The organism is Nocardioides sp. cx-169 (genome assembly GCF_021083605.1).
GTDB lineage: Bacteria > Actinomycetota > Actinomycetes > Propionibacteriales > Nocardioidaceae > Nocardioides.
The window spans coordinates 35110-53892 of record NZ_JAJNRO010000014.1 but is presented as its reverse complement, the minus strand read 5'-3'; the positions used below and the strand labels follow the sequence as shown (position 1 = coordinate 53892).

Genomic DNA, 18783 nt, shown 5'->3' with positions numbered 1-18783 from the left:
GACCTGAGCACCTTCGACCGACGCCCTGGGCCCCGTGGGGTCCGGGGCGTCGTCGCGTTTGCGTCCGCCGTCCTCCTGGCGGGCGCCCTCACCTCCTGCGGTGCCCCCGAGATCGAGTCGGTCGACCTCGACGAGGCCGACACGGCCGCGTGCCGCGACCTGCTGGCCGCGCTGCCGGAGAGAGTGGCCGGCCACGACCGCGTCGACGTGGAGCCCGAGGACGCCCTGGGCGCCGCCTGGGGCGACCCGGCGCTGGTGCTGACCTGCGGCGCCGAGGAGCCGGCGTACGACGAGACCTGGCAGTGCGAGGTGGCACTGGGCGTGGGCTGGCTCGCTCCCCCGGACCTGCTCGAGGCGGACCAGCAGGACGAGGACATCACCGTCTGGGCGGTCAGCCACGACCCGCTGGTGTCGCTGGAGATCCCCTCGGACTACCGCCCGGACGGGGTGGCCGAGGCGCTCGCCGACCTCGCGGGGCCGGTCAGCGACAGCCTGGACGAGGCGGACGCGACCTGCCTGTGAGCGGGCTCAGCGAAGGCCGGTGTCGCGCGCCAGGGCCAGCCGGATCAAGCGGTCCACCAGCTCGGGGTAGGGCACGCCGGTCGCGGCCCACATGCGCGGGAACATCGACAGCGGCGTGAAGCCCGGCATCGTGTTGATCTCGTTGACGACGAGCGACCCGTCGGGGTGCAGGAAGAAGTCGACGCGGGCCAGCCCCTCGCAGCCCACCGCCTCGAACGCCTGCGCCGCCAGTGCGCGCAGCCGGGTCGCGACCTCCTGCGGCAGGTCGGCGGGCACGTCGAGCTCGGTGTGCTCCTCGGGCAGGTACTTGGCCGCGAAGTCGTAGAACTCGTGGTCCCCGGTGACCCGCACCTCCGCGGGCACGCTGGTGTCGGTGCCGCCGTCGAAGCGCTGCAGGACCCCGCACTCGACCTCGCGGGCGCCCTCGGCGGCCACCTCGATGAGGACCTTCGGGTCGTGCGCCAGCGCGGCCTCGACGGCCCCCTCGAGCTCGGAGGCGTCATGGATCTTGGAGATCCCGATGCTGGAGCCGCCGCGGGCCGGCTTGGCGAAGAGCGGGTAGCCGAGCTCCGCCGCCCGGTGGCGTACGGAGGACCGTGCGGTCTCCCACTCGCGCGCGGTGACGGTGATGCTCGGCATCAGCGGCAGGCCGGCGGCGCCGAGCACGACCTTCATGTAGGCCTTGTCCATGCTGACCGCGGAGGCCAGCACCCCGGCGCCGACGTAGCGCACGCCGGCCATCTCGAACATCCCCTGGATCGTGCCGTCCTCGCCCCAGGGACCGTGCAGCAGCGGGAAGACGACGTCGACCTCCCCCAGGGTGCGCGGCGGGGCGGCCGGCTCCGAGACGACCAGGTCGGTCGACCCCGCGCCCGGCGCGAGCGCGACCGGCGCGCGATCGCCGTCGACGTGGGGCAGCCGGTCGGCCCCCTCGATGCGCAGCCGCTCGGGGTCGCCGCTCTCCAGCACCCAGCGGCCGTCGGGAGCGATGCCGATCGGCACCACGTCGTAGGTGTCCCGGTCGATCGCCTGGAGCACGCTCCCGGCCGTCACGCAGGAGATCGCATGCTCGCTGGAGCGACCACCGAAGACGACGGCGACTCGGGGCTTGCGGCTCTCCGTCGGGGGGGCGGCGTTGGGGGCGTTCATCGCGACGACCCTAATCCACCTAGGCTTCCGGCATGCCCGAGGACGCGCCCGACCTGCAGCCCGCCACGCTCGCCGTCACGGCCGGACGGCCGCCCCACGAGCCGGACCAGCCGCTCAACACGCCGATCACCATGACCTCGACCTACGTCGCCGGCGGCAGCCTGGAGTACGGCCGCTACGGCAACCCGACCTGGGCCGCCTTCGAGGAGGCGCTCGGCGCCCTGGAGGGCGGGCGCTGCCTGGCGTTCTCGAGCGGCCTGGCGGCCGTCACGACCGTCCTCGACCTGGTCGGCCAGGGCGGCAAGGTGGTCGCCCCCGCGCACTCCTACACCGGCACGCTGCTGCAGCTGGCGGACCTGGAGGCTCGCGGCCGCATCACCACCGAGCTGGTCGACATCACCGACACCGCGGCCGTGATCGCAGCGTGCGCCGACGCCGTCCTGGTGTGGTTCGAGTCGCCCACGAACCCCGCGCTCGAGGTCGCCGACATCGCGGCGATCGCGACCGCTGCCCACGACGAGGGGGCCTACGTCGTCGTCGACAACACCTTCGCCACGCCGCTGCTCCAGCAGCCGCTCTCGCTGGGCGCCGACATCGTGGTCCACTCCGCCACCAAGTACCTCGCCGGGCACAGCGACGTGCTCATGGGCGCCGTCGCCACCGCCGACGACGAGCTGTTCGCCGTACTGAAGGGCCGTCGCGACCTGCTGGGCGCCACCCCCGGCACCCTCGAGGCCTGGCTCGCCCTGCGCGGCCTGCGCACGCTGCACCTGCGCGTCGAGCGGGCCCAGGCCAATGCCACCGAGCTGGTCGCCCGGCTGCGCGAGCACCCCGCGGTCGCCGAGACCCGCTACCCGGGCTTCGGCGGGATCGTCTCGATCGTCCTCGCCGGGGAGGCGCTGGCCGCCGACCTCCTGGTGCAGAAGACCCGGCTGTGGGTCCATGCCACCAGCCTCGGCGGTGTCGAGTCGACGTTCGAGCGGCGTCGCCGCTGGAAGGCCGAGCCTGTCACCATCCCCGACGGCCTGGTCCGTCTCTCCGTCGGCATCGAGGACGTCGAGGACCTCTGGCACGACCTGGCCGCCGCGCTGGACACGTTGGTGCCTTAGGACCTGCGTCCTCGCATCTTGGTCGCCTGGTCTCGACACGCTCCGTCGCGGCCTCGTGCCTCGGCCGCGGTCCCTGCTCGACCACCATCAGACCGACCGACCTCGCGCCTCGGTCAGTCGGTCTCGGCCTTGGTGTCGCGGGCGATGAAGGCGTCGACCATGTCCTTGGCGGTCATCGTGCCGGCGACGACGGCGTCGACGTGGTGGGCGACGGGGGCGTCGACTCCGGAGCGCTCGGCGAGCGCGAGCAGGGAGGCACAGGACTTGGCCCCCTCGGCGACCTGACGGGTGGAGGCGACGATCTCCTCGGTGGTCAGGCCCTGGCCGAGCTTCTCGCCGAAGGTGCGGTTGCGCGAGAGCGGGGAGGAGCAGGTGGCGACCAGGTCGCCCAGGCCGGCAAGGCCCATGAGCGTCAGCGGGTTGGCGCCGAGCTTCATGGCGAGGCGGGCGGTCTCTGCCAGGCCGCGGGTGATGACCGAGGCGGTCGTGTTGTCGCCGAAGCCCAGGCCGACGGCCATGCCAACCGAGAGGGCGACCACGTTCTTGTACGCGCCACCGAGCTCGCAGCCGAGCACGTCGACGCTGGTGTAGGGGCGGAACGCCGCCGAGTGCACGCGCTTCTGCAGCATCCGCGCGACGCCCTCGTCCTGGCAGGCGACGACCGAGGCGGCCGGCTCCCGGCGCGCGATCTCCTTGGCGAGGTTGGGCCCGCTGATGACCGCGATCCGCTCGGGTCCGGCGCCGGTCACCTCGGCGATGACCTCGCTCATCCGCTTGAGCGTGCCGAGCTCGACGCCCTTCATGAGCGAGACCATGACCGCGTCCTTGTCGACGTACGGCGCCCACTCGACGAGGTTGTCGCGAAGCGACTGCGAAGGGACCGCCAGCACGACCACATCGGCTCCGGCGAGGGCCTCCTCGGGGTCATGGGTGGCCGAGACGGCCGGCGGCAGCTGGATGCCCGGCAGGTAGTCGACGTTCTCGTGCTGCTCGTTGATGCTCGCGCAGACCTCCTCACGGCGGCCCCAGATCGTGACGTCGTTGCCGCCGTCGGCCAGGACGATGGAGAAGGCGGTGCCCCAGGAACCGGCACCGAGGATCGCTACCTTGTTGCTCACGCCTTGTCCTTCTTGTGGGGGTTGCCGGTCGGCCTGATGCCGGCCTTGCGCGGGTCGAACCTGACGGCGGGCGCGTGCCCGCCGCGGACATCCTCGACGAGGGCGGTGATCGCCGCCATGATCCGGTTCGTCGCCTCCTGGATCGCCGCGGCGCTGAGCGGCTGCTCGAGCAGGTCGGAGAGGTCGACGGGGTCGCCCACCTTCATGGTGATCCTCTTGCGGGGGAACAGGTCGGGCCTCGTGGCGTAGGGGTAGAGGATCTCGTGCGCACCCCACTGGCCGACCGGGATCACGGGGCAGCCGGTCTCGAGCGCGATCCGCGCCGCGCCGGACTTGCCGGCCATCGGCCACAGGTCAGGGTCGCGGGTCAGCGTGCCCTCGGGGTAGACCACCACGCACCTGCCCTCGCGCACCGCGGTGACCGCCGCGTCGAACGCTCCCGCCGCGCCGCGGCTCATGCGCTCCACCGGGATCTGCCCGGCCGAGCGCAGGAAGGCGCCCAACGCGCGGTTCCTGAAGAGTCCGGACTTCGCCAGGTAGTGCGGGATCCGGCCGTGGTCGTAGACCAGGTGTGCCGCGGTCAGCGGGTCCAGGTGCGAGACGTGGTTGAGGACCAGCACGAACCCGCCGGACTCCGGCAGCTTGTGGCCGTCGATCCACTCATGGGTCGTCGTCGCCAGGAGCGCGGGCTTGACGATGGCGACGGCGAAGCCGAACGCCCAGCCACGTCGCTCCTGCAACTTGCGCACACGAACCTTCACGGGAGCACGCTACTCGCCGAGGTGACCGGGACCACCCCATCGCCTCCGCGACGCGCCTGGCAGGATCGTGGCGTGGTCTCGTCGTACGTCGTCATCGTGCCGGTGAAGCCACCCGCCCTCGGCAAGTCGCGTCTCGTCGGCCTCGACGACGCACGCCGTCGTGGGCTGGCCCGCGCGTTCGCCCTCGACACGGTCACCGCCTGTCTCGCCGCCGAGCACGTCGCCCAGGTCCTCGTCGCCACCGACGATGCGGCGTTCGCGCGCGAGCTGGGCGACCTGGGCTGCGCCACGGTCCCGGACGGCGACACGACAGACCTCAACTCCGCGCTGCGGCAGGCCGTCGCGGAGGCCCGGCGACGCTGGCCCGAGCTCACCCCTGCCGCCCTGCTCGCCGACCTCCCCGCGCTGCGCCCCGGTGAGCTGGATCGTGCGCTCGCGTCCTTCGATGCGCAGGGACCGTCCTTCGTGGCCGACGCCGACGGCGTGGGCACGACGACGTACACGGCGCCGTACGACCAGTTCGACCCGCAGTTCGGACCGGACTCGCGCCACGCCCACCTGGTCTCCGGCGCCCTGGAGCTCGGCCTCGACCTGCCGTCCCTGCGACGCGACGTCGACGACGTGGACGGCCTACGCGCCGCCCTCGCGCTCGGTGTGGGCGCCGCCTCGCAGGCGCTATCCGCCGAGCTCGACCTGACATGACGACGGGCCGCGCCCCCGAAGGAGGACGGCCCGTCGGCTGAGCGGGTCAGGACTTCTTGGCGGCAGCCTTCTTCGCCGGCGCCTTCTTGGCGGTGGTCTTCTTGGCCGGAGCCGCCTTCTTCGCCGCCGTCTTCTTGGCGGGCGCCGCCTTCTTGGCCGGCGTGGCCTTCTTGGCGGCGGTCTTGGTCGGCGTCGCCTTCTTGGCGGCGGTCTTGGCCGGAGCGGCCTTCTTGGCGGGAGCCGCCTTCTTCGCCGGTGCCGCCTTCTTCGCGGTGGTCTTCTTGGCGGGAGCGGCCTTCTTGGCCGGGGCCGCCTTCTTCGCAGGGGCGGCCTTCTTGGCGGTCGCGGCCGCCTTCTTGGCCGCAGGCGTCGCGGCACCGACCGTCAGCTTGGGCAGCTTCTTCGCGCCGGAGACGACGTTCTTGAGGTCCGCTCCGGCACTGAACTTCGGCACCGCCGTCTTCTTGGCCTTGATCCGCGCGCCGGTCTGCGGGTTGCGCACCCAGCGGGCCTCACGGATCCGCTTCTCGAACGACCCGAAGCCGGTGATGGCGACCTTCTCGCCCTTGGCGACCTCACGCGTGATCGTGTCCAGCACGGACTCGAGGGCGTGGGACGCTGCCTTGCGGTTGCCCTCGTAGCGCGCTGCGAGTGCGTCGATGAGCTGTGACTTGTTCACTAGCTTCCCTTCCAATGAACTGGTGGTGCCGAGACATTCGCTCGACTTTCATCAACGCACGCTAGGCATCAGTGGCGTTCGCCACAATCACCACGCCGACGAATGCACCACCTATTTTCCGGCGCGCTTTCGAGGAATTCCCCTCAGCCACGCGGAATTGCGGCTCGAAAGAGCATGAGCACCGGCGCTGACCCACGAGAATCCGCAACCCTGGTTGGGAAAAGCTACTTAGAGCGTGGCCGGCTTCCAGCTCGGGCGCGACGACTCGTAGGCCGTGATGTCGTCGGCGTTGCCCAAGGTGATTCCGATGTCGTCGAGCCCCTCGAGGAGGCGCCACCGCGTGTAGTCGTCGATGTCGAAGGAGTCCTCGATGGCCTCAGGGCCCTCGCCGGCACGGACCGTGCGTGACTCCAGGTCCACCGTGACGACCGCACCAGGGTTCGCCTCGAGGTAGTCCCAGAGGCGCTGGACGACCTTCTCGTCGACCTGGGCGGCGAGCAGCCCGGCCTTGCCGGAGTTGCCCCGGAAGATGTCGGCGAAGCGCGGTGAGATGACGGCCTTGAAACCGTAGTTCTGCAGCGCCCACACGGCATGCTCGCGCGAGGAGCCGGTGCCGAAGTCGGGTCCGGCGACGAGCACCGAGCCGTCGGCGTACGCCTCGTTGTTGAGGACGAAGCCGGGGTCGTTGCGCCAGGCGCTGAACAGCCCGTCCTCGAAGCCGTCGCGGGTCACCCGCTTGAGGTAGACGGCCGGGATGATCTGGTCGGTGTCGACGTTGCTGCGACGCAGCGGGACGCCGACACCGGTGTGCGTCGAGAACTTCTCCATGTCAGTTGCCCCCTACGGTGACGGGCTCGAGGTCGGCGGGCGAGGACAGAGTGCCGCGTACGGCGGTCGCCGCGGCGACCGGCACGGACACCAGGTGGGTGCGACCACCCTTGCCCTGGCGGCCCTCGAAGTTGCGGTTGGACGTCGACGCGCTGCGCTCGCCGGGAGCCAGCGTGTCGGGGTTCATCCCCAGGCACATCGAACAGCCCGCCCCGCGCCACTCGGCGCCGGCCTCCTTGAAGACCGCGTCCAGGCCCTCGGCTTCGGCCTGGAGGCGGACGCGCGCCGAGCCCGGCACGACCAGGAAGCGGGTGCCGGGGGCGACGGTGTGGCCCTGGATGATCTCTGCCGCGAGCCGCAGGTCCTCGATGCGCCCGTTGGTGCAGGAGCCCACGAAGACGGTGTCGACCTTGACCTCCCGCATCGGGGTGCCGGCCTCGAGCGCCATGTACTCCAGGGCCCGCTCGGCGGCGACGCGGTCCTGCTGGTCGTCGAAGCTGGCGGGATCTGGCACCGCGGAGCCGAGCGGGACGCCCTGCCCCGGGTTGGTGCCCCAGGTGACGAACGGGGTCATCTCACTGGCATCGAGGACGATCTCCTCGTCGAAGGTGGCGTCCTCGTCGGTCACCAGGGTCTTCCAGTGAGCGACGGCGGCGTCCCAGTCGGCACCCTTCGGGGCCTCGGGCTTGCCCTCGATGTAGTCGAAGGTGGTCTGGTCGGGAGCGATCATCCCGGCCTTCGCGCCCCACTCGATGCTCATGTTGCACACCGTCATGCGGGCCTCCATCGAGAGCTCCTCGATGGCCTGACCGCGGTACTCCACGATGTAGCCCTGGCCCCCGCCGGTGCCGGTCTTGGCGATCAGCGTGAGCACCATGTCCTTGGCGGTGACGCCGGGCGGCAGGCTGCCGTTGATGGTCACGGCCATGGTCTTGGGCTTGGCCTGCATGAGGGTCTGCGTCGCCAGCACGTGCTCGACCTCGGAGGTGCCGATGCCGAACGCGATGGCGCCGAACGCGCCGTGCGTGCTGGTGTGGCTGTCGCCGCAGACGATCGTCATGCCCGGCTGGGTGAGGCCCAGCTGCGGGCCAACGACGTGCACGATCCCCTGCTCGACGTCACCGAGCGGGTGCAGCCGAACGCCGAACTCCGCGGCGTTCTTGCGCAGGGTCTCGACCTGCGTGCGCGAGACCGGGTCGGCGATGGGCTTGTCCCAGTCGAGCGTCGGGACGTTGTGGTCCTCCGTCGCCAGCGTGAGGTCCGGGCGGCGGACCTTGCGCCCGGTGAGGCGGAGACCGTCGAACGCCTGCGGACTGGTCACCTCGTGGATGAGGTGGAGGTCGATGTAGAGCAGGTCCGGCTCTCCGGCCTGGGATCGGACGACGTGCTCGTCCCACACCTTCTCGGACAATGTCCTGCCCATGACTTCCACTCCTTCGTGACGTGCGGGTCTCGTGCTCGAACCACGCTACGCCTTCGTCCCATGATCTGAGATTCGAATCTTGCAATGTGGACACCGCGCCTCGACACGCCGACTCGGAACCGTCCCACTCACTTGCATCCCATGATCTGAGACGGCAGTATTGCCATATGGACAACTCCAGTGGTGTCGGCGTCCTCGACAAAGCGGCGCTGGTGCTGACCGCGCTCGAGTCCGGGCCCGCGACGCTCGCCGGGCTCGTGGCCGGCACGGGTCTCGCCCGACCCACAGCCCACCGCCTCGCCGTCGCACTCGAGCACCACCGGCTGGTCGCCCGCGACATGCAGGGCCGCTTCGTGCTGGGCCCCCGGCTCGCCGAGCTCTCCGCCGCCGCCGGCGAGGACCGCCTGCTGGCGACCGCCGGCCCGGTGCTGGCCCGGCTGCGCGACATCACCGGCGAGTCCGCCCAGCTCTGGCGCCGCCAGGGCGAGCACCGCGTGTGTGTGGCCGCCGCCGAGCGCCCCTCGGGCCTGCGCGACACGATCCCCGTCGGCTCGCAGCTGACCATGAGCGCCGGCTCGGCTGCCCAGGTGCTGCTGGCCTGGGAGGACCCCGAGCGCATGCACCGCGGCCTACAGAACGCCGCCTTCTCCGCCGCCGCTCTCTCGGGCATCCGCCGCCGGGGCTGGGCCCAGTCCGTCGGCGAGCGCGAGCAGGGGGTGGCCTCGGTCTCCGCGCCCGTCCGCTCCCCCGGCGGCAAGATCATCGCCGCCGTCTCGGTCTCCGGGCCGCTCGAGCGCCTCTCCCGACAGCCCGGCCGCATGCACGCCCCCGCCGTCCTCGCCGCCGCCGAGCGACTCTCGGAGTCGCTGCGCCGGGCCGCTGCTGACTGAGCGCCTGTCGAGTCCCGCGGTCGGCGTGCGGCTCACCGGGTCTCGACAGCTCGGTCGCGACCTCCTTCGTCGGTCGCGCTCGCGCTCGACCTGCTTGCCCTTCTGGTCGGTGCGCTCCGCGCACCGCTCAGAACAAGGCATCCTGCTCGAGCTCGAGGAGGGTCTGCTTGCGGGCGACGCCGCCGGCGTAGCCGGTGAGGGTGCCGTTGGCGCCGATGACCCGGTGGCACGGGATGACGATCGGGATCGGGTTGCTGCCGTTGGCCAGACCGACGGCGCGCGACGCCGCGTTGGTGCGACCGAGCTGCGCGGCGATCTGGCCGTACGACGCGGTCTGGCCGTAGGGGATGCCGACCAGCTGCGCCCACACCTGCTGCTGGAAGGCCGTGCCGATGGGAGCCAACGGGAGGTCGAACTCCTTCAGGTCGCGGGCGAAGTACGCACTCAGCTGGCGGACCGCCTCGACGAGCACCGGATGGGCGTCATCGCGCGTGCCGCGCACGCGGCCGTCGGCGGCGGCGTACGGCGAGAACTCGATCGCGGTGATCGCGCCGCCGTGCTCGACGATCCGCAGCTCGCCGACGGGTGAGTCCAGGGTCGTCCACATGTCAGTTCTCCTCGTGGGGCAGCGCCGGCGCGACGGCCGGCATCAGGGTGTTCCACAGGTGCATCAAGGCGTAGGAACGCCAGGGGCGCCACGCGCCGGAGGCCGCGACCACGGCGGCCGGTGCCTGCCCGAGATCCGTGAGCGCCTGGCGCACCCCGACGTCGGTCGGGAGGAAGACGTCGGGGTGGCCGAGCGCCCGCATCGCCACGTAGTCGGCCGTCCAGGGGCCGATCCCCGGCAGCGCCAGCAGCGACCCGCGTACGGCGTCACGGTCCGGGCCGCGGTCCAGCGCCACCGCACCGGAGGCGAGCGCGGCGCAGAGAGCGACGACGGCGCGACCGCGGGCGCGCGGCATCGGCAGCGACTCCGGGTCCACCGCGGCCAGCGTGGCGGCATCGGGGAACAGGTGCGTGAGCCCGGGGATGTCGGAGTCGACCCGGCGGCCGTGGGCCGCCACGATCCGGCCCGTGACCGTGCACGCTCCGACCACGCTGACCTGCTGGCCGATGACCGTGCGGACCGCGACCTCGTCGCCGTCCACCTGCCCGGGGACCCGTAGCCCGGGGGTCGCGCGGACCAGCGGGCCCACGACCGGGTCACCGGCGAGGTGGTCAGCCACCGCGAGCGGGTCGCAGTCGGCGTCGACCAGCCGGCGTGCGCGCTCGACGGCGGCCGCCGTGTCGCGCAGGTCGTGCAGCGCGAACGTCGCGGTCGCGAAGGCGGTCTCCCCCGGCTCGGCGGCGTCGTCCACGTCGAGCCGCACCGTCCCCGGACCGTGCGGCAGGTCGAGCGTGCGGGCGTACCACCCGGGCCCGGCCACCTCGACGCCCGGGACCAGGTGGTGGGCCAGGAAGGCCAGCAGCGCGCGGCCGGCGAACGGCGTGCGCACCGCGAGGCGCATCGTCACCGCGCCCGTCGTCCGCCGGCCGCCCCGCCGCCCGCGCAGGTCGGTGGGCGAGGCGGCGTAGACCTCGCGCACGGTGTCGTTGAACTGGCGCACGCTGGAGAAGCCGGCCGCGAACGCGATGTCGACGTAGGACATGTCCGTGGTCTCGATCAGCACCCGCGCGGTCTGGGCGCGCTTGGCTCGGGCCAGCGCGAGGGGGCTGGCACCGAGCTCGGCCACGAGCAGCCGCGACAGGTGGCGCGGCGTGTAACCGACCCGACGAGCCAGCCCGTCGACGCCCTCGCGGTCGACCACGCCGTCGGCGATCAGCCGCATCGCGCGACCGGCCGCCGTGGCGGCGACGTCCCAGTCGGGGCTGCCCGGAGTCGCGTCGGGCAGGCAGCGCTTGCAGGCGCGGAACCCGGCGGCCTGCGCCGCGGCGGGGCTCGCGTGGAAGCTGACGTTGGCGAACGCCGGCGTGCGCGCCGGGCAGGACGGGCGGCAGTAGATGCCGGTGGTGCGGACCGCGGTGTAGAACACCCCGTCGAAGCGGCGGTCACGGGACTTCACGGCGCGGTAGCAGGACTCCGGGTCCCACCGCTGCTTCGTCCGCATGCCCCCATCATCCCCCACGACACCGCCCGGCACTGGCGGGAATCGGACACGGGGGCCGCTCTCGGAAACCTGGTTGAAACCGCGGGCGTCACATTCCGTGCCCAGGGGTTTGTGATGATGTGAACGTGGCCGACGACCCGACGGCGCCGACGAACGACCCGGCGTCCCCGCATACCCCGCATCGCCGTACGGTCCTCCGCGTCATCGTGGTGACTCAGCTGGTGCTGGCGCTGCTCACCGGAGTCGGAGTCTCCTTCGCCTACCACCAGCTCAACGGCAACATCGAGGCGCTGCCCGCGATCCCCGACGAGGTCGAGCGTCCCGACAAGGTCGAGGTCGAGGGCCCCAAGCAGCCGATCAACATCCTGGTGATGGGCGACGACACCCGTAACTGTGACGGCTGCCGGATCGACCGGGAGGCGGGTGCCGGCGGCTCGGACACCACGATCCTGCTCCACATCTCTGCCGACCGTCGAGACGCCTACGGCGTGAGCCTGCCGCGCGACGCGCTGGTGGACCGGCCCGAGTGCCTGCTCCCCGACGGGGAGAAGGTGCCCGGCGAGAAGATGGCGATGTTCAACGACGCCTACAAGCTGGGTGGGCCGCTGTGCACCGTGCAGATGGTCGAGAGGCTCACCGACATCCGCATCGACCACCAGGTCGTCGTCGACTTCAACGGGTTCAAGGACATGGTCGACGCGGTCAAAGGCGTCGAGGTCTGCATCCCCAAGGACGTCGACGACGACAAGCACAACATCCACTTCGACGCCGGCACGCAGACGCTGACCGGTCGCCAGGCCCTCAACTACGTCCGCGAGCGCTACGTCCTGTCGCTCACCGGCGACATCGGTCGCATGAAGCGCCAGCAGGCCTTCATCGCCTCGATGATCAACAAGGTGGTCTCCGGCCGCACGCTCTCCAGGCCGGACCGGGTCTTCAAGTTCCTCGACGCGGCCACCGAGTCGCTGCAGCTCGACGAGGAGCTCGCCAACCTCCCGGCCCTGGTCGATCTCGCGATGGACCTGCGCTCCACCGGTCTCGACGACATCAAGTTCGTGACCGTGCCGTTCGCGGAGTACGAGCCCGACCCCAACCGGCTCGTCTGGACCGAGCAGGCAGAGGACCTGTGGAAGCGCATCCGCCACGACCGCCCGCTCGGCCGGGCGTTCAGTGGCGACAGCCTCAGCGCCGACGAGCCGGTCGGCACGCCCAGCGGCTCCGCGTCGCCCGGCGGCGGGTCGGCCCCCGGGGCGGCCGAGGAGCGAGCCGAGGCCCGCCGCCAGGCCGGCCTCTGCACCTGACGGTGACGACAAGACAAAGAAGGGCCCTGAGCAGCGTCTCCGCCGCTCAAGGCCCTTCTGCTGTACCCCCGACCGGATTCGAACCGGCGCTACCGCCGTGAGAGGGCGGCGTGCTAGGCCGCTACACAACGGGGGCCAACGTGATGCTGCTGATGTTGCTGGTGGTGCTGCGCCAGACTATCGAAGGGAGTCTGCCGCACAAAATCCCGGTCTCCACCGGGATCTCGCTGGGATACTAGGACTCGAACCTAGAATAACTGGACCAGAACCAGTCGTGTTGCCAATTACACCATATCCCATGGTTTTACTGCTGTTCAGCGTCTCCGCCAGTGCTTCAGCAGCCGACGAGAAACCTTACACGCGAGGTCGGATCGGCTCCAAAACGGGTTGCTCCCAGGTGCGCCGGACGCCCATCAGACGCGACACCCAGACGGCCAGGCCGAGGTAGACCAGCGACTGCGTCAGCGTCACCGGGAGGCTCCACCAGGTGCCGCCGGTGGGGTTCAGCGCGGAGGTCATGTCGCCGAAAGCGAGCGCCGCTCCGAACGCCAGGAAGTTGTTGAGGACGTGCATCGCGATCCCGGCCTCGAGGCCGCCGGTGAGGATCACCAGCGCCCCGGCCACCAGGCCGAACGCGAGCCGGTCGACGAAGATCGGCGGGTCCTGCGCGCCGTGGGCGAGAGCGAACAGCAGGGCGGGGACCACGACCGCGGCGACCATGGCGAGCCGCGGGCTGCGGAACACCCCGCCGACGGCCTGGGTCAGGTAGCCGCGGAAGGCGTACTCCTCCCCCGCCGCCTGCAGCGGGGTCAGCAGCACGATCACCAGCAGGAAGTCCCGCGTCTGGCGGGTGAACTCGTTGAGGTTGCCCGACGTCTCCACGTCCTGCGCCGGCACGAACGCCCCGACGATCACCGTCGCCATCAGGGCCAGCATGGCGAGGCCGAAGCAGGCCACCAGCCAGGTCCAGCGAATCCGCCCGCCGACCGACGCCAGCCAGCCCGGTCGCAGGCGGTGGACCGCCCACGCCACGAGCCAGACCGCCGGGATGGCCACCGCCCAGCCCAGGTTGATGACGGCGAGGTACGCCGGCGTGACCTCGCCGATGCCGGAGAGCTGGTCCAGCGCGTCGTCGGGCGAGGTCCCCCGCACGACGAGGAGCACGGTCACGGCCAGGCTGACGACCAGCTGGAGGGCGAAGACCAGCGCCACGACGGCGACGACCCCGACCAGCGGCCGCCACCACGCCCAGCGGACGGCACGCTGCAGCCGGTGGTAGCCCAGTGGCTCCATCAGACCAGCACGCTGCGCAGCCGGCTCAGGCTGCGCTCACGTCCGAGGAGCTCCATCGACTCGAAGAGCGGCGGCGAGACGCGCCGGCCGGTGACGGCGACGCGTATCGGTCCGAAGGCCACGCGAGGCTTGAGGCCCATCCCGTCGACGAGCTCGGACTGCAGCGTCTCCTGGATGGCGGCGGCCGACCACTCCTCGAGGTACTCCAGCCGCGCGAGACCGCGGGCGACGACCGCGCGGCCGTCGTCGTTCAGGAGCTTCTCGGCGTCGGCGGGGTCCCGGGTGAAGGCGGCTTCGTCCACGAACAGGAAGCCGAGCATCGCGGGCGCCTCGGAGAGGGTGTTGATGCGCTCGGCGACCAGCGGCATCGCCAGCTCCAGCAGCTGCGCGTCGGCGTCCGACACCGGATCGGAGACCACCCCCGCCGCCTTGAGGAACGGGATCGCCCGGTGGGTGATGTCCTCGACCGAGAGCCGGCGCATGTGGGCGGTGTTGATCGCCTCGAGCTTCTTCAGGTCGAAGCGGGCCGGGTTGGGGTTGACCCGCCGGATGTCGAACGCCTCGACCATCTCCTCCATCGTGAAGACGTCGCGGTCCGCGGCGATCCCCCAGCCGAGCAGGGCCAGGTAGTTGAGCAGGCCCTCGGGCAGGAAGCCGCGCTCGACGTACTCGGAGAGCCCGGAGCCCTTGTCGCGCTTGGAGAGTCGCTTGTTGCCCTCGCCCATGACGATCGGCAGGTGGCCGAAGCGCGGGGCTCCGTTGCCGACGCCGAGGTCCTGCAGCGCCTCGTAGAGCGCGATCTGCCGCGGCGTGCTGGAGAGCAGGTCCTCGCCGCGCAGGACGTGGGTGATGCCCATGAGCGCGTCGTCGACGGGGTTGACCAGCGTGTAGAGCGGATCACCGTTGGCGCGCAGCAGCGCGAAGTCCGGGACGTGCTCGGGCAGGAAGGTGATCTCGCCGCGCACCAGGTCGTCGAAGGTGATCGGGGCGTCGGGCATGCGCAGCCGTAGCGTCGGGCGGCGCCCCTCGGCCAGGAACGCGTCACGCTGCGCGTCCGACAGCTCGCGACAGTGGCCGTCGTACCCCTGGATCTTCGAGCCGGCGGCCTTGCGGCGCGCGTCGACCTCCTCGGTCGTGCAGTAGCAGTCGTAGGCCTTGCCCCCCTCGCGCAGCCGGGCCGCGACGTCGGCGTAGATGCCGAAGCGCTCGCTCTGCCGGTACGGCGCATAGGGGCCGCCGACCTCGGGGCCCTCGTCCCAGCCGATCCCCAGCCAGCGCAGGGAGTCCAGGATGGAGGCGTAGCCCTCGTCGGTGTTGCGCGCGAGGTCGGTGTCCTCGATGCGCAGGACGAGCGTGCCGCCGTAGTGGCGGGCGAAGGCCCAGTTGAACAGCGCGCTGCGCACGTTGCCGACGTGGATGAAGCCGGTGGGGCTGGGGGGGAAGCGGACGCGCACCTGCTCGGGTGCGAGATCGCCCAGGACGGGGTCGGTCATCGTGTTGCCACCTTGTTGGTGAGGGTGCCGAGGCCGGCGATCGAGATCTCGACCTCGTCGCCCACCTCCATGGGGCCGACACCCTCGGGGGTGCCGGTGAGGATGACGTCGCCGGGCAGCAGCGTCATCACGCTGGACACGTGCGCGATCAGCGCCGGGATGTCGAAGATCATGTCGGCCGTCGAGCCGTCCTGCACGACCTCGCCGTTGAGGTGGGTCTGCAGCCGCACCCCGTCGCTGAAGTGCTGCGGATCCAGGTCGGTCTCGATCCAGGGGCCCAGCGGGCAGAAGGAGTCGAAGCCCTTCGCGCGGGTGAACTGACCGTCGCTGCGCTGCAGGTCGCGCGCGGTGACGTCGTTGGCGATCGTGTAGCCGTGGATGACGTCGGTGGCCTGCTCGGGGGGAACATCGCGGCAGATCCGGCCGATGACGACGGCGAGCTCGCCCTCGTAGTGGAGGTCCTGGGTCTGGCGTGGGTAGTAGATCGGGTCGTCGGGACCGATCACGCTCGTGTTGGGCTTGAGGAACATCAACGGCTCGGCGGGCAGGTCGTTGCCCAGCTCGGCGGCGTGCGCGGCGTAGTTGCGCCCGATCCCGACGACCTTGCTGCGCGGCAGCACCGGCGCCAGCAGCTTGACGTCGGAGAGCCGGTGCTCCTGGTCGAGCAGGGAGATCCCGACGTAGAGCGGGTCGCCGGCGATCGCGACGATGACGCTGTCGTCGGCCGGCTGGCCGAACTCGTCGACCTCGCCCGTGACCACACCGTAGGACGGCTCGGAACCGGTGGTGAACCTCACGATGCGCACCTCTCGAGCCTAGCGACCGGTGCCTGGTCCTCCCCATCCGGATCGGGAGGGCAGCCGCCGTTCCGCCGGCAGCTGGCGACCCGGGCACGCGGATAGGCTCGCGGCGTGCCCGCGGTACGCCAGCCCTCAACGACCTCTCGCCCCTGGTACCGGCGCGCGCCGGCGGTCCTCTTCACCGCCGGCATCACCGCCTTCATGTGCGCCGGTGCGGCGTGGACCGCCGTGACCGAGCCGGAGGGCCGGGTTGCGATGGTGGCGCTGGCACTGTTCGGTGGATCGGTGTCGTGGATGATGCTGCTCAGCCTGGGCGGAGGACGCGAGCGCTGGTCGCCCGACCGGCTCGACGCACGGCCGGCCTGGCGCCTGCGGCTGGGCGCGCCCGGCGCCGCTCCCGCCGTCGCACTGGTGCTGACCGCGGCCGCCCTGGGCCTGGGCTTCGGGGCGCTCTCGTACCGCGACCGGCTCACCCACGCCGCGGTCCCGGCGGTCCTCGCGGTCGGCCTGCTGCTCCTCGCGGTCCAGATGTGGCAGGTGTGGCTGCGCGCGCCGTCGTTCCTGCTCAGCGCCGACCGGCTGGTGTACGACGGGGCCGGCGTCCTGGTCGAGCTGGCGTGGGAGGACATCGGCGTCGTCGACTACGCCCACCTCGGCACCCGGTGGGCAGCGGTGCGGATCAGCGCCGCCACGGGCGCACCGAGCTACCGGCACCGGACCCGCCGGTCGATCCTGCCGGTGGACCGGGTCCCGCCGCAGCCCGGGATCGAGCTGCGCCTGGGGCTGCTCCCGGACGCGCCGGCGCTCGTGCGGCTGCTGCGCGAGCTGCACGTCGGCGGCCGGGCCGCCCGCGAGGCGACGCTCTCCCGCGGCCTGCCCGGCGACTGCGGCTACTGAGCCGCCGTTCTACGCTGGCTCGGTGCAGCTGCTGGGACGCTCGTCGTGGGAGCCGCGGGCACGCGCCCACGCGGCCCGGGTCGATGCGTTCGTCCGGCCCCACCTCGAGCGGCGCGGCGCCCGCGTGAAGCACCCGGTGCACGACTTCCTCTTCACCTACTACTCCCAGCGACCCGCCCAGCTGCGCCGCTGGCACCCCGGCTTCGGCGTCACCCTCCAGGACGCGCCCGAGTACGACGGGCTGAAGGGCTATGTCGACGGCACGGTCTCCCCGGACTTCCTCGCCTCCCAGCGCCCGCTCGTCGAGTCGATCCACGCGCTGCTCTCCGCGACCGCCGCGCGGCCGCCCCACTTCGGCTGCTTCGGCCTGCACGAGTGGGCGATGGTCTACCGCCTCGCCGAGGACGAGACCCGGCACGCCGACTGGCCGCTGCGCCTCGGTGGCGCCGAGACCGACGCCGTCGTCGAGTCCCACAAGGTCGCCTGCTCGCACTTCGACGCCTACCGCTTCTTCACCCCGGCGGCCCGCCCGCTCAACACCCTCTCCCCCGGCCGCGACGACCGCCCGGCGTACGAACAGCCGGCCTGCCTGCATGCCGGCATGGACCTCTACAAGCACGCCTTCCGGCTCACCCCGATGATCTCCTCGGACCTCGTGGCCGACTGCTTCGAGCTGGCCCGCGACATCCGGGAGCTCGACATGCGCGCCGCGCCGTACGACCTCGCCGACCTCGGCTTCGAGCCGGTGCGCATCGAGACGCCCGAGGGGAAGGCGGCCTACGTCGAGGCGCAGCGCTCCTTCGCCGAGCGGGGCGCGCCGCTGCGGGAGCGGCTCGTGACGGAGTGCGAACGCCTACTGGGAGAAGGAGCAGCACCATGATCCTGCGTCGATGGCGAGGAGCCGTCCGGCCCGAAGACGCCGGCGCCTACCTGGCCCATCAGAGCAGCACCGGAGTGCGGGACTACCGCGCCACCCCCGGCAACCTCGGCGTCGTCGTGCTGCGACGAGCCGTCGGCGACCTCGTCGAGGTCGTCACCCTCTCCCTGTGGGAGTCCATGGACGACGTCCGGCGCTTCGCCGGTGACGAGCCCGAGGTCGCTGTCTTCTATCCGGGCGACGACGACCTCCTCGTCGAGAAGGACCTCCACGTCGACCACTACGACGTCGTGGACACCGACCTCGACCCCCTGCTTCTTTCCGACCCGGCGACCTGAGCCGGCGGGGTCAGCGCATCCGGATGGTGCGCTCCTTGGCCCCGCCGCCGACCTTCTTCACCCGAACCTTGAAGACATCCGCGCCGGCGGTGTCGCGGCGGAACCGGTCGATGTCGATCTCGCCGTCGCGGTCGGCCCGGCGCACCGAGTTGACGAAGACCCGTCCGTCATGACGCAGGACGACGCGCCACCTGCTCCCCGGCCGGGCGCGGTCGATGCTCACCTCGACGTCGAAGCGTCCGTCGTCCTTCTCCACCTTGAAGTCGACGTCGGCGCCCGCGAGACGGAACTCGCGCTTCTGCTCGGGCCCGTCGGCCTGGGCCGGACCGGCGATCATCGCCACCGGGGTGGCGACGAGGGCGGCGGCAGCGAGGGCGGCGGTGGCCTTGCGGGACTTCGACATGAGGTTCTCCTTGGCTCGGTTGATGACTCCATGCTCCGGCGGGCGGATGAGCGGCTCATGAGCCGAATATGAGACGGCCCTCATGGTCATGG

Annotated in this window: 20 protein-coding genes and 2 tRNA genes; 8 read left to right on the top strand and 14 right to left on the bottom strand. The window is 71.6% G+C overall.

From position 1 onward, the window contains the following. Window positions 1-3 precede the first annotated feature (3 nt). Entirely contained in the window at window positions 4-522 is a 519-nt protein-coding gene (locus tag LRP67_RS17975) for a DUF3515 domain-containing protein (RefSeq protein WP_269211777.1), read from the top strand. A 6-nt stretch (window positions 523-528) separates the two neighbouring features. Here LRP67_RS17975 and LRP67_RS17970 read toward each other — a convergent pair whose 3' ends face one another. Further along, a complete protein-coding gene (locus tag LRP67_RS17970) occupies window positions 529-1671 on the bottom strand; it encodes a D-alanine--D-alanine ligase family protein (protein WP_231271533.1) in 1143 nt (380 codons plus the stop codon). A 32-nt stretch (window positions 1672-1703) separates the two neighbouring features. Here LRP67_RS17970 and LRP67_RS17965 point away from each other — a divergent pair, with 32 nt between their 5' ends. Then, window positions 1704-2780, top strand: a complete 1077-nt coding sequence (locus LRP67_RS17965) for a PLP-dependent aspartate aminotransferase family protein (RefSeq protein ID WP_231271532.1) — start codon at window positions 1704-1706, stop codon at window positions 2778-2780. Between the two features lie 113 nt (window positions 2781-2893). On the opposite strand, the gene LRP67_RS17960 is transcribed toward LRP67_RS17965, so the two are convergent. Beyond that, window positions 2894-3898, bottom strand: a complete 1005-nt coding sequence (locus LRP67_RS17960; protein ID WP_231271531.1) for an NAD(P)H-dependent glycerol-3-phosphate dehydrogenase — start codon at window positions 3896-3898, stop codon at window positions 2894-2896. Beyond that, window positions 3895-4659 (bottom strand): 1-acyl-sn-glycerol-3-phosphate acyltransferase, encoded by a 765-nt coding sequence (locus tag LRP67_RS17955; RefSeq protein WP_231271530.1) that lies wholly within the window; start codon window positions 4657-4659, stop codon window positions 3895-3897. Before LRP67_RS17955 ends, LRP67_RS17960 begins: the two co-directional genes overlap by 4 nt. 72 nt (window positions 4660-4731) lie before the next feature. Between LRP67_RS17955 and cofC the strand changes: the two genes are divergently transcribed. Next, the gene (gene cofC, locus LRP67_RS17950; RefSeq protein ID WP_231271529.1) at window positions 4732-5361 is read left to right on the top strand and encodes a 2-phospho-L-lactate guanylyltransferase; all 630 of its coding nucleotides are present in this window, start codon (window positions 4732-4734) and stop codon (window positions 5359-5361) included. Between the two features lie 46 nt (window positions 5362-5407). On the opposite strand, the gene LRP67_RS17945 is transcribed toward cofC, so the two are convergent. The 3 genes from LRP67_RS17945 to leuC all read right to left on the bottom strand — a co-directional run bounded on the left by LRP67_RS17945 (window position 5408) and on the right by leuC (window position 8291). After that, window positions 5408-6040, bottom strand: coding sequence for an HU family DNA-binding protein (locus tag LRP67_RS17945; RefSeq protein WP_231271528.1), 633 nt, complete (start codon window positions 6038-6040; stop codon window positions 5408-5410). 228 nt (window positions 6041-6268) lie between these two features. Then, complete coding sequence (leuD, locus tag LRP67_RS17940; RefSeq protein WP_231242256.1) at window positions 6269-6868, bottom strand: 3-isopropylmalate dehydratase small subunit; 600 nt, start codon at window positions 6866-6868, stop codon at window positions 6269-6271. 1 nt (window position 6869) lies between these two features. After that, window positions 6870-8291 carry a 3-isopropylmalate dehydratase large subunit gene (gene leuC, locus LRP67_RS17935; RefSeq protein ID WP_231271527.1) on the bottom strand — a complete coding sequence of 474 codons (1422 nt, stop codon included), beginning with the start codon at window positions 8289-8291 and terminating at the stop codon, window positions 6870-6872. A 167-nt stretch (window positions 8292-8458) separates the two neighbouring features. Between leuC and LRP67_RS17930 the strand changes: the two genes are divergently transcribed. Further along, window positions 8459-9181, top strand: coding sequence for an IclR family transcriptional regulator (locus LRP67_RS17930; RefSeq protein ID WP_231242254.1), 723 nt, complete (start codon window positions 8459-8461; stop codon window positions 9179-9181). Between the two features lie 127 nt (window positions 9182-9308). On the opposite strand, the gene LRP67_RS17925 is transcribed toward LRP67_RS17930, so the two are convergent. Both LRP67_RS17925 and LRP67_RS17920 read right to left on the bottom strand, forming a co-directional pair. Beyond that, a complete protein-coding gene (locus tag LRP67_RS17925; protein WP_231271526.1) occupies window positions 9309-9788 on the bottom strand; it encodes a methylated-DNA--[protein]-cysteine S-methyltransferase in 480 nt (159 codons plus the stop codon). A gap of 1 nt (window position 9789) precedes the next feature. Then, the gene (locus LRP67_RS17920) at window positions 9790-11289 is read right to left on the bottom strand and encodes an AlkA N-terminal domain-containing protein (RefSeq protein WP_231271525.1); all 1500 of its coding nucleotides are present in this window, start codon (window positions 11287-11289) and stop codon (window positions 9790-9792) included. A gap of 206 nt (window positions 11290-11495) precedes the next feature. On the opposite strand from LRP67_RS17920, the gene LRP67_RS17915 reads away from it, so the two are divergent. Further along, window positions 11496-12590 carry an LCP family protein gene (locus LRP67_RS17915; RefSeq protein WP_231271524.1) on the top strand — a complete coding sequence of 365 codons (1095 nt, stop codon included), beginning with the start codon at window positions 11496-11498 and terminating at the stop codon, window positions 12588-12590. Window positions 12591-12653: 63 nt separating this feature from the next. On the opposite strand, the gene LRP67_RS17910 is transcribed toward LRP67_RS17915, so the two are convergent. The 5 genes from LRP67_RS17910 to LRP67_RS17890 all read right to left on the bottom strand — a co-directional run bounded on the left by LRP67_RS17910 (window position 12654) and on the right by LRP67_RS17890 (window position 16182). After that, a tRNA-Glu gene (locus tag LRP67_RS17910) sits at window positions 12654-12726 on the bottom strand. 91 nt (window positions 12727-12817) lie between these two features. Continuing rightward, a tRNA-Gln gene (locus LRP67_RS17905) sits at window positions 12818-12889 on the bottom strand. A gap of 55 nt (window positions 12890-12944) precedes the next feature. Next, on the bottom strand, window positions 12945-13883 hold the full coding sequence (locus tag LRP67_RS17900; RefSeq protein WP_231271523.1) for a CPBP family intramembrane glutamic endopeptidase: 939 nt from the start codon (window positions 13881-13883) through the stop codon (window positions 12945-12947). Beyond that, the gene (gltX, locus tag LRP67_RS17895; RefSeq protein ID WP_231271522.1) at window positions 13883-15376 is read right to left on the bottom strand and encodes a glutamate--tRNA ligase; all 1494 of its coding nucleotides are present in this window, start codon (window positions 15374-15376) and stop codon (window positions 13883-13885) included. The genes LRP67_RS17900 and gltX overlap by 1 nt, the downstream gene beginning before the upstream one ends. Next, window positions 15373-16182, bottom strand: coding sequence for a fumarylacetoacetate hydrolase family protein (locus tag LRP67_RS17890; RefSeq protein WP_231271521.1), 810 nt, complete (start codon window positions 16180-16182; stop codon window positions 15373-15375). The genes gltX and LRP67_RS17890 overlap by 4 nt, the downstream gene beginning before the upstream one ends. 105 nt (window positions 16183-16287) lie before the next feature. Here LRP67_RS17890 and LRP67_RS17885 point away from each other — a divergent pair, with 105 nt between their 5' ends. From LRP67_RS17885 to LRP67_RS17875, 3 genes are read left to right on the top strand one after another with little or no spacing between them, the layout of a single operon-like run. After that, window positions 16288-17073 carry a hypothetical protein gene (locus tag LRP67_RS17885; RefSeq protein WP_231271520.1) on the top strand — a complete coding sequence of 262 codons (786 nt, stop codon included), beginning with the start codon at window positions 16288-16290 and terminating at the stop codon, window positions 17071-17073. 22 nt (window positions 17074-17095) lie between these two features. After that, window positions 17096-17953 (top strand): 3-methyladenine DNA glycosylase, encoded by an 858-nt coding sequence (locus LRP67_RS17880; RefSeq protein WP_231271519.1) that lies wholly within the window; start codon window positions 17096-17098, stop codon window positions 17951-17953. Then, window positions 17950-18288 carry a hypothetical protein gene (locus LRP67_RS17875; RefSeq protein WP_231271518.1) on the top strand — a complete coding sequence of 113 codons (339 nt, stop codon included), beginning with the start codon at window positions 17950-17952 and terminating at the stop codon, window positions 18286-18288. The genes LRP67_RS17880 and LRP67_RS17875 overlap by 4 nt, the downstream gene beginning before the upstream one ends. A gap of 10 nt (window positions 18289-18298) precedes the next feature. Here LRP67_RS17875 and LRP67_RS17870 read toward each other — a convergent pair whose 3' ends face one another. Beyond that, window positions 18299-18691 carry a hypothetical protein gene (locus LRP67_RS17870; protein WP_231271517.1) on the bottom strand — a complete coding sequence of 131 codons (393 nt, stop codon included), beginning with the start codon at window positions 18689-18691 and terminating at the stop codon, window positions 18299-18301. Window positions 18692-18783 lie beyond the last annotated feature (92 nt).

Coding starts and splice junctions, on each gene's coding strand:
- LRP67_RS17970 (WP_231271533.1), bottom strand. CDS start 1,671: ATGAACGCCCCCAACGCCGCCCCCCCGACGGAGAGCCGCAAGCCCCGA.
- LRP67_RS17965 (WP_231271532.1), top strand. CDS start 1,704: ATGCCCGAGGACGCGCCCGACCTGCAGCCCGCCACGCTCGCCGTCACG.
- leuD (WP_231242256.1), bottom strand. CDS start 6,868: ATGGAGAAGTTCTCGACGCACACCGGTGTCGGCGTCCCGCTGCGTCGC.
- leuC (WP_231271527.1), bottom strand. CDS start 8,291: ATGGGCAGGACATTGTCCGAGAAGGTGTGGGACGAGCACGTCGTCCGA.
- LRP67_RS17930 (WP_231242254.1), top strand. CDS start 8,459: ATGGACAACTCCAGTGGTGTCGGCGTCCTCGACAAAGCGGCGCTGGTG.
- LRP67_RS17925 (WP_231271526.1), bottom strand. CDS start 9,788: ATGTGGACGACCCTGGACTCACCCGTCGGCGAGCTGCGGATCGTCGAG.
- LRP67_RS17920 (WP_231271525.1), bottom strand. CDS start 11,289: ATGCGGACGAAGCAGCGGTGGGACCCGGAGTCCTGCTACCGCGCCGTG.
- LRP67_RS17900 (WP_231271523.1), bottom strand. CDS start 13,883: ATGGAGCCACTGGGCTACCACCGGCTGCAGCGTGCCGTCCGCTGGGCG.
- gltX (WP_231271522.1), bottom strand. CDS start 15,376: ATGACCGACCCCGTCCTGGGCGATCTCGCACCCGAGCAGGTGCGCGTC.
- LRP67_RS17875 (WP_231271518.1), top strand. CDS start 17,950: ATGATCCTGCGTCGATGGCGAGGAGCCGTCCGGCCCGAAGACGCCGGC.
- LRP67_RS17870 (WP_231271517.1), bottom strand. CDS start 18,691: ATGTCGAAGTCCCGCAAGGCCACCGCCGCCCTCGCTGCCGCCGCCCTC.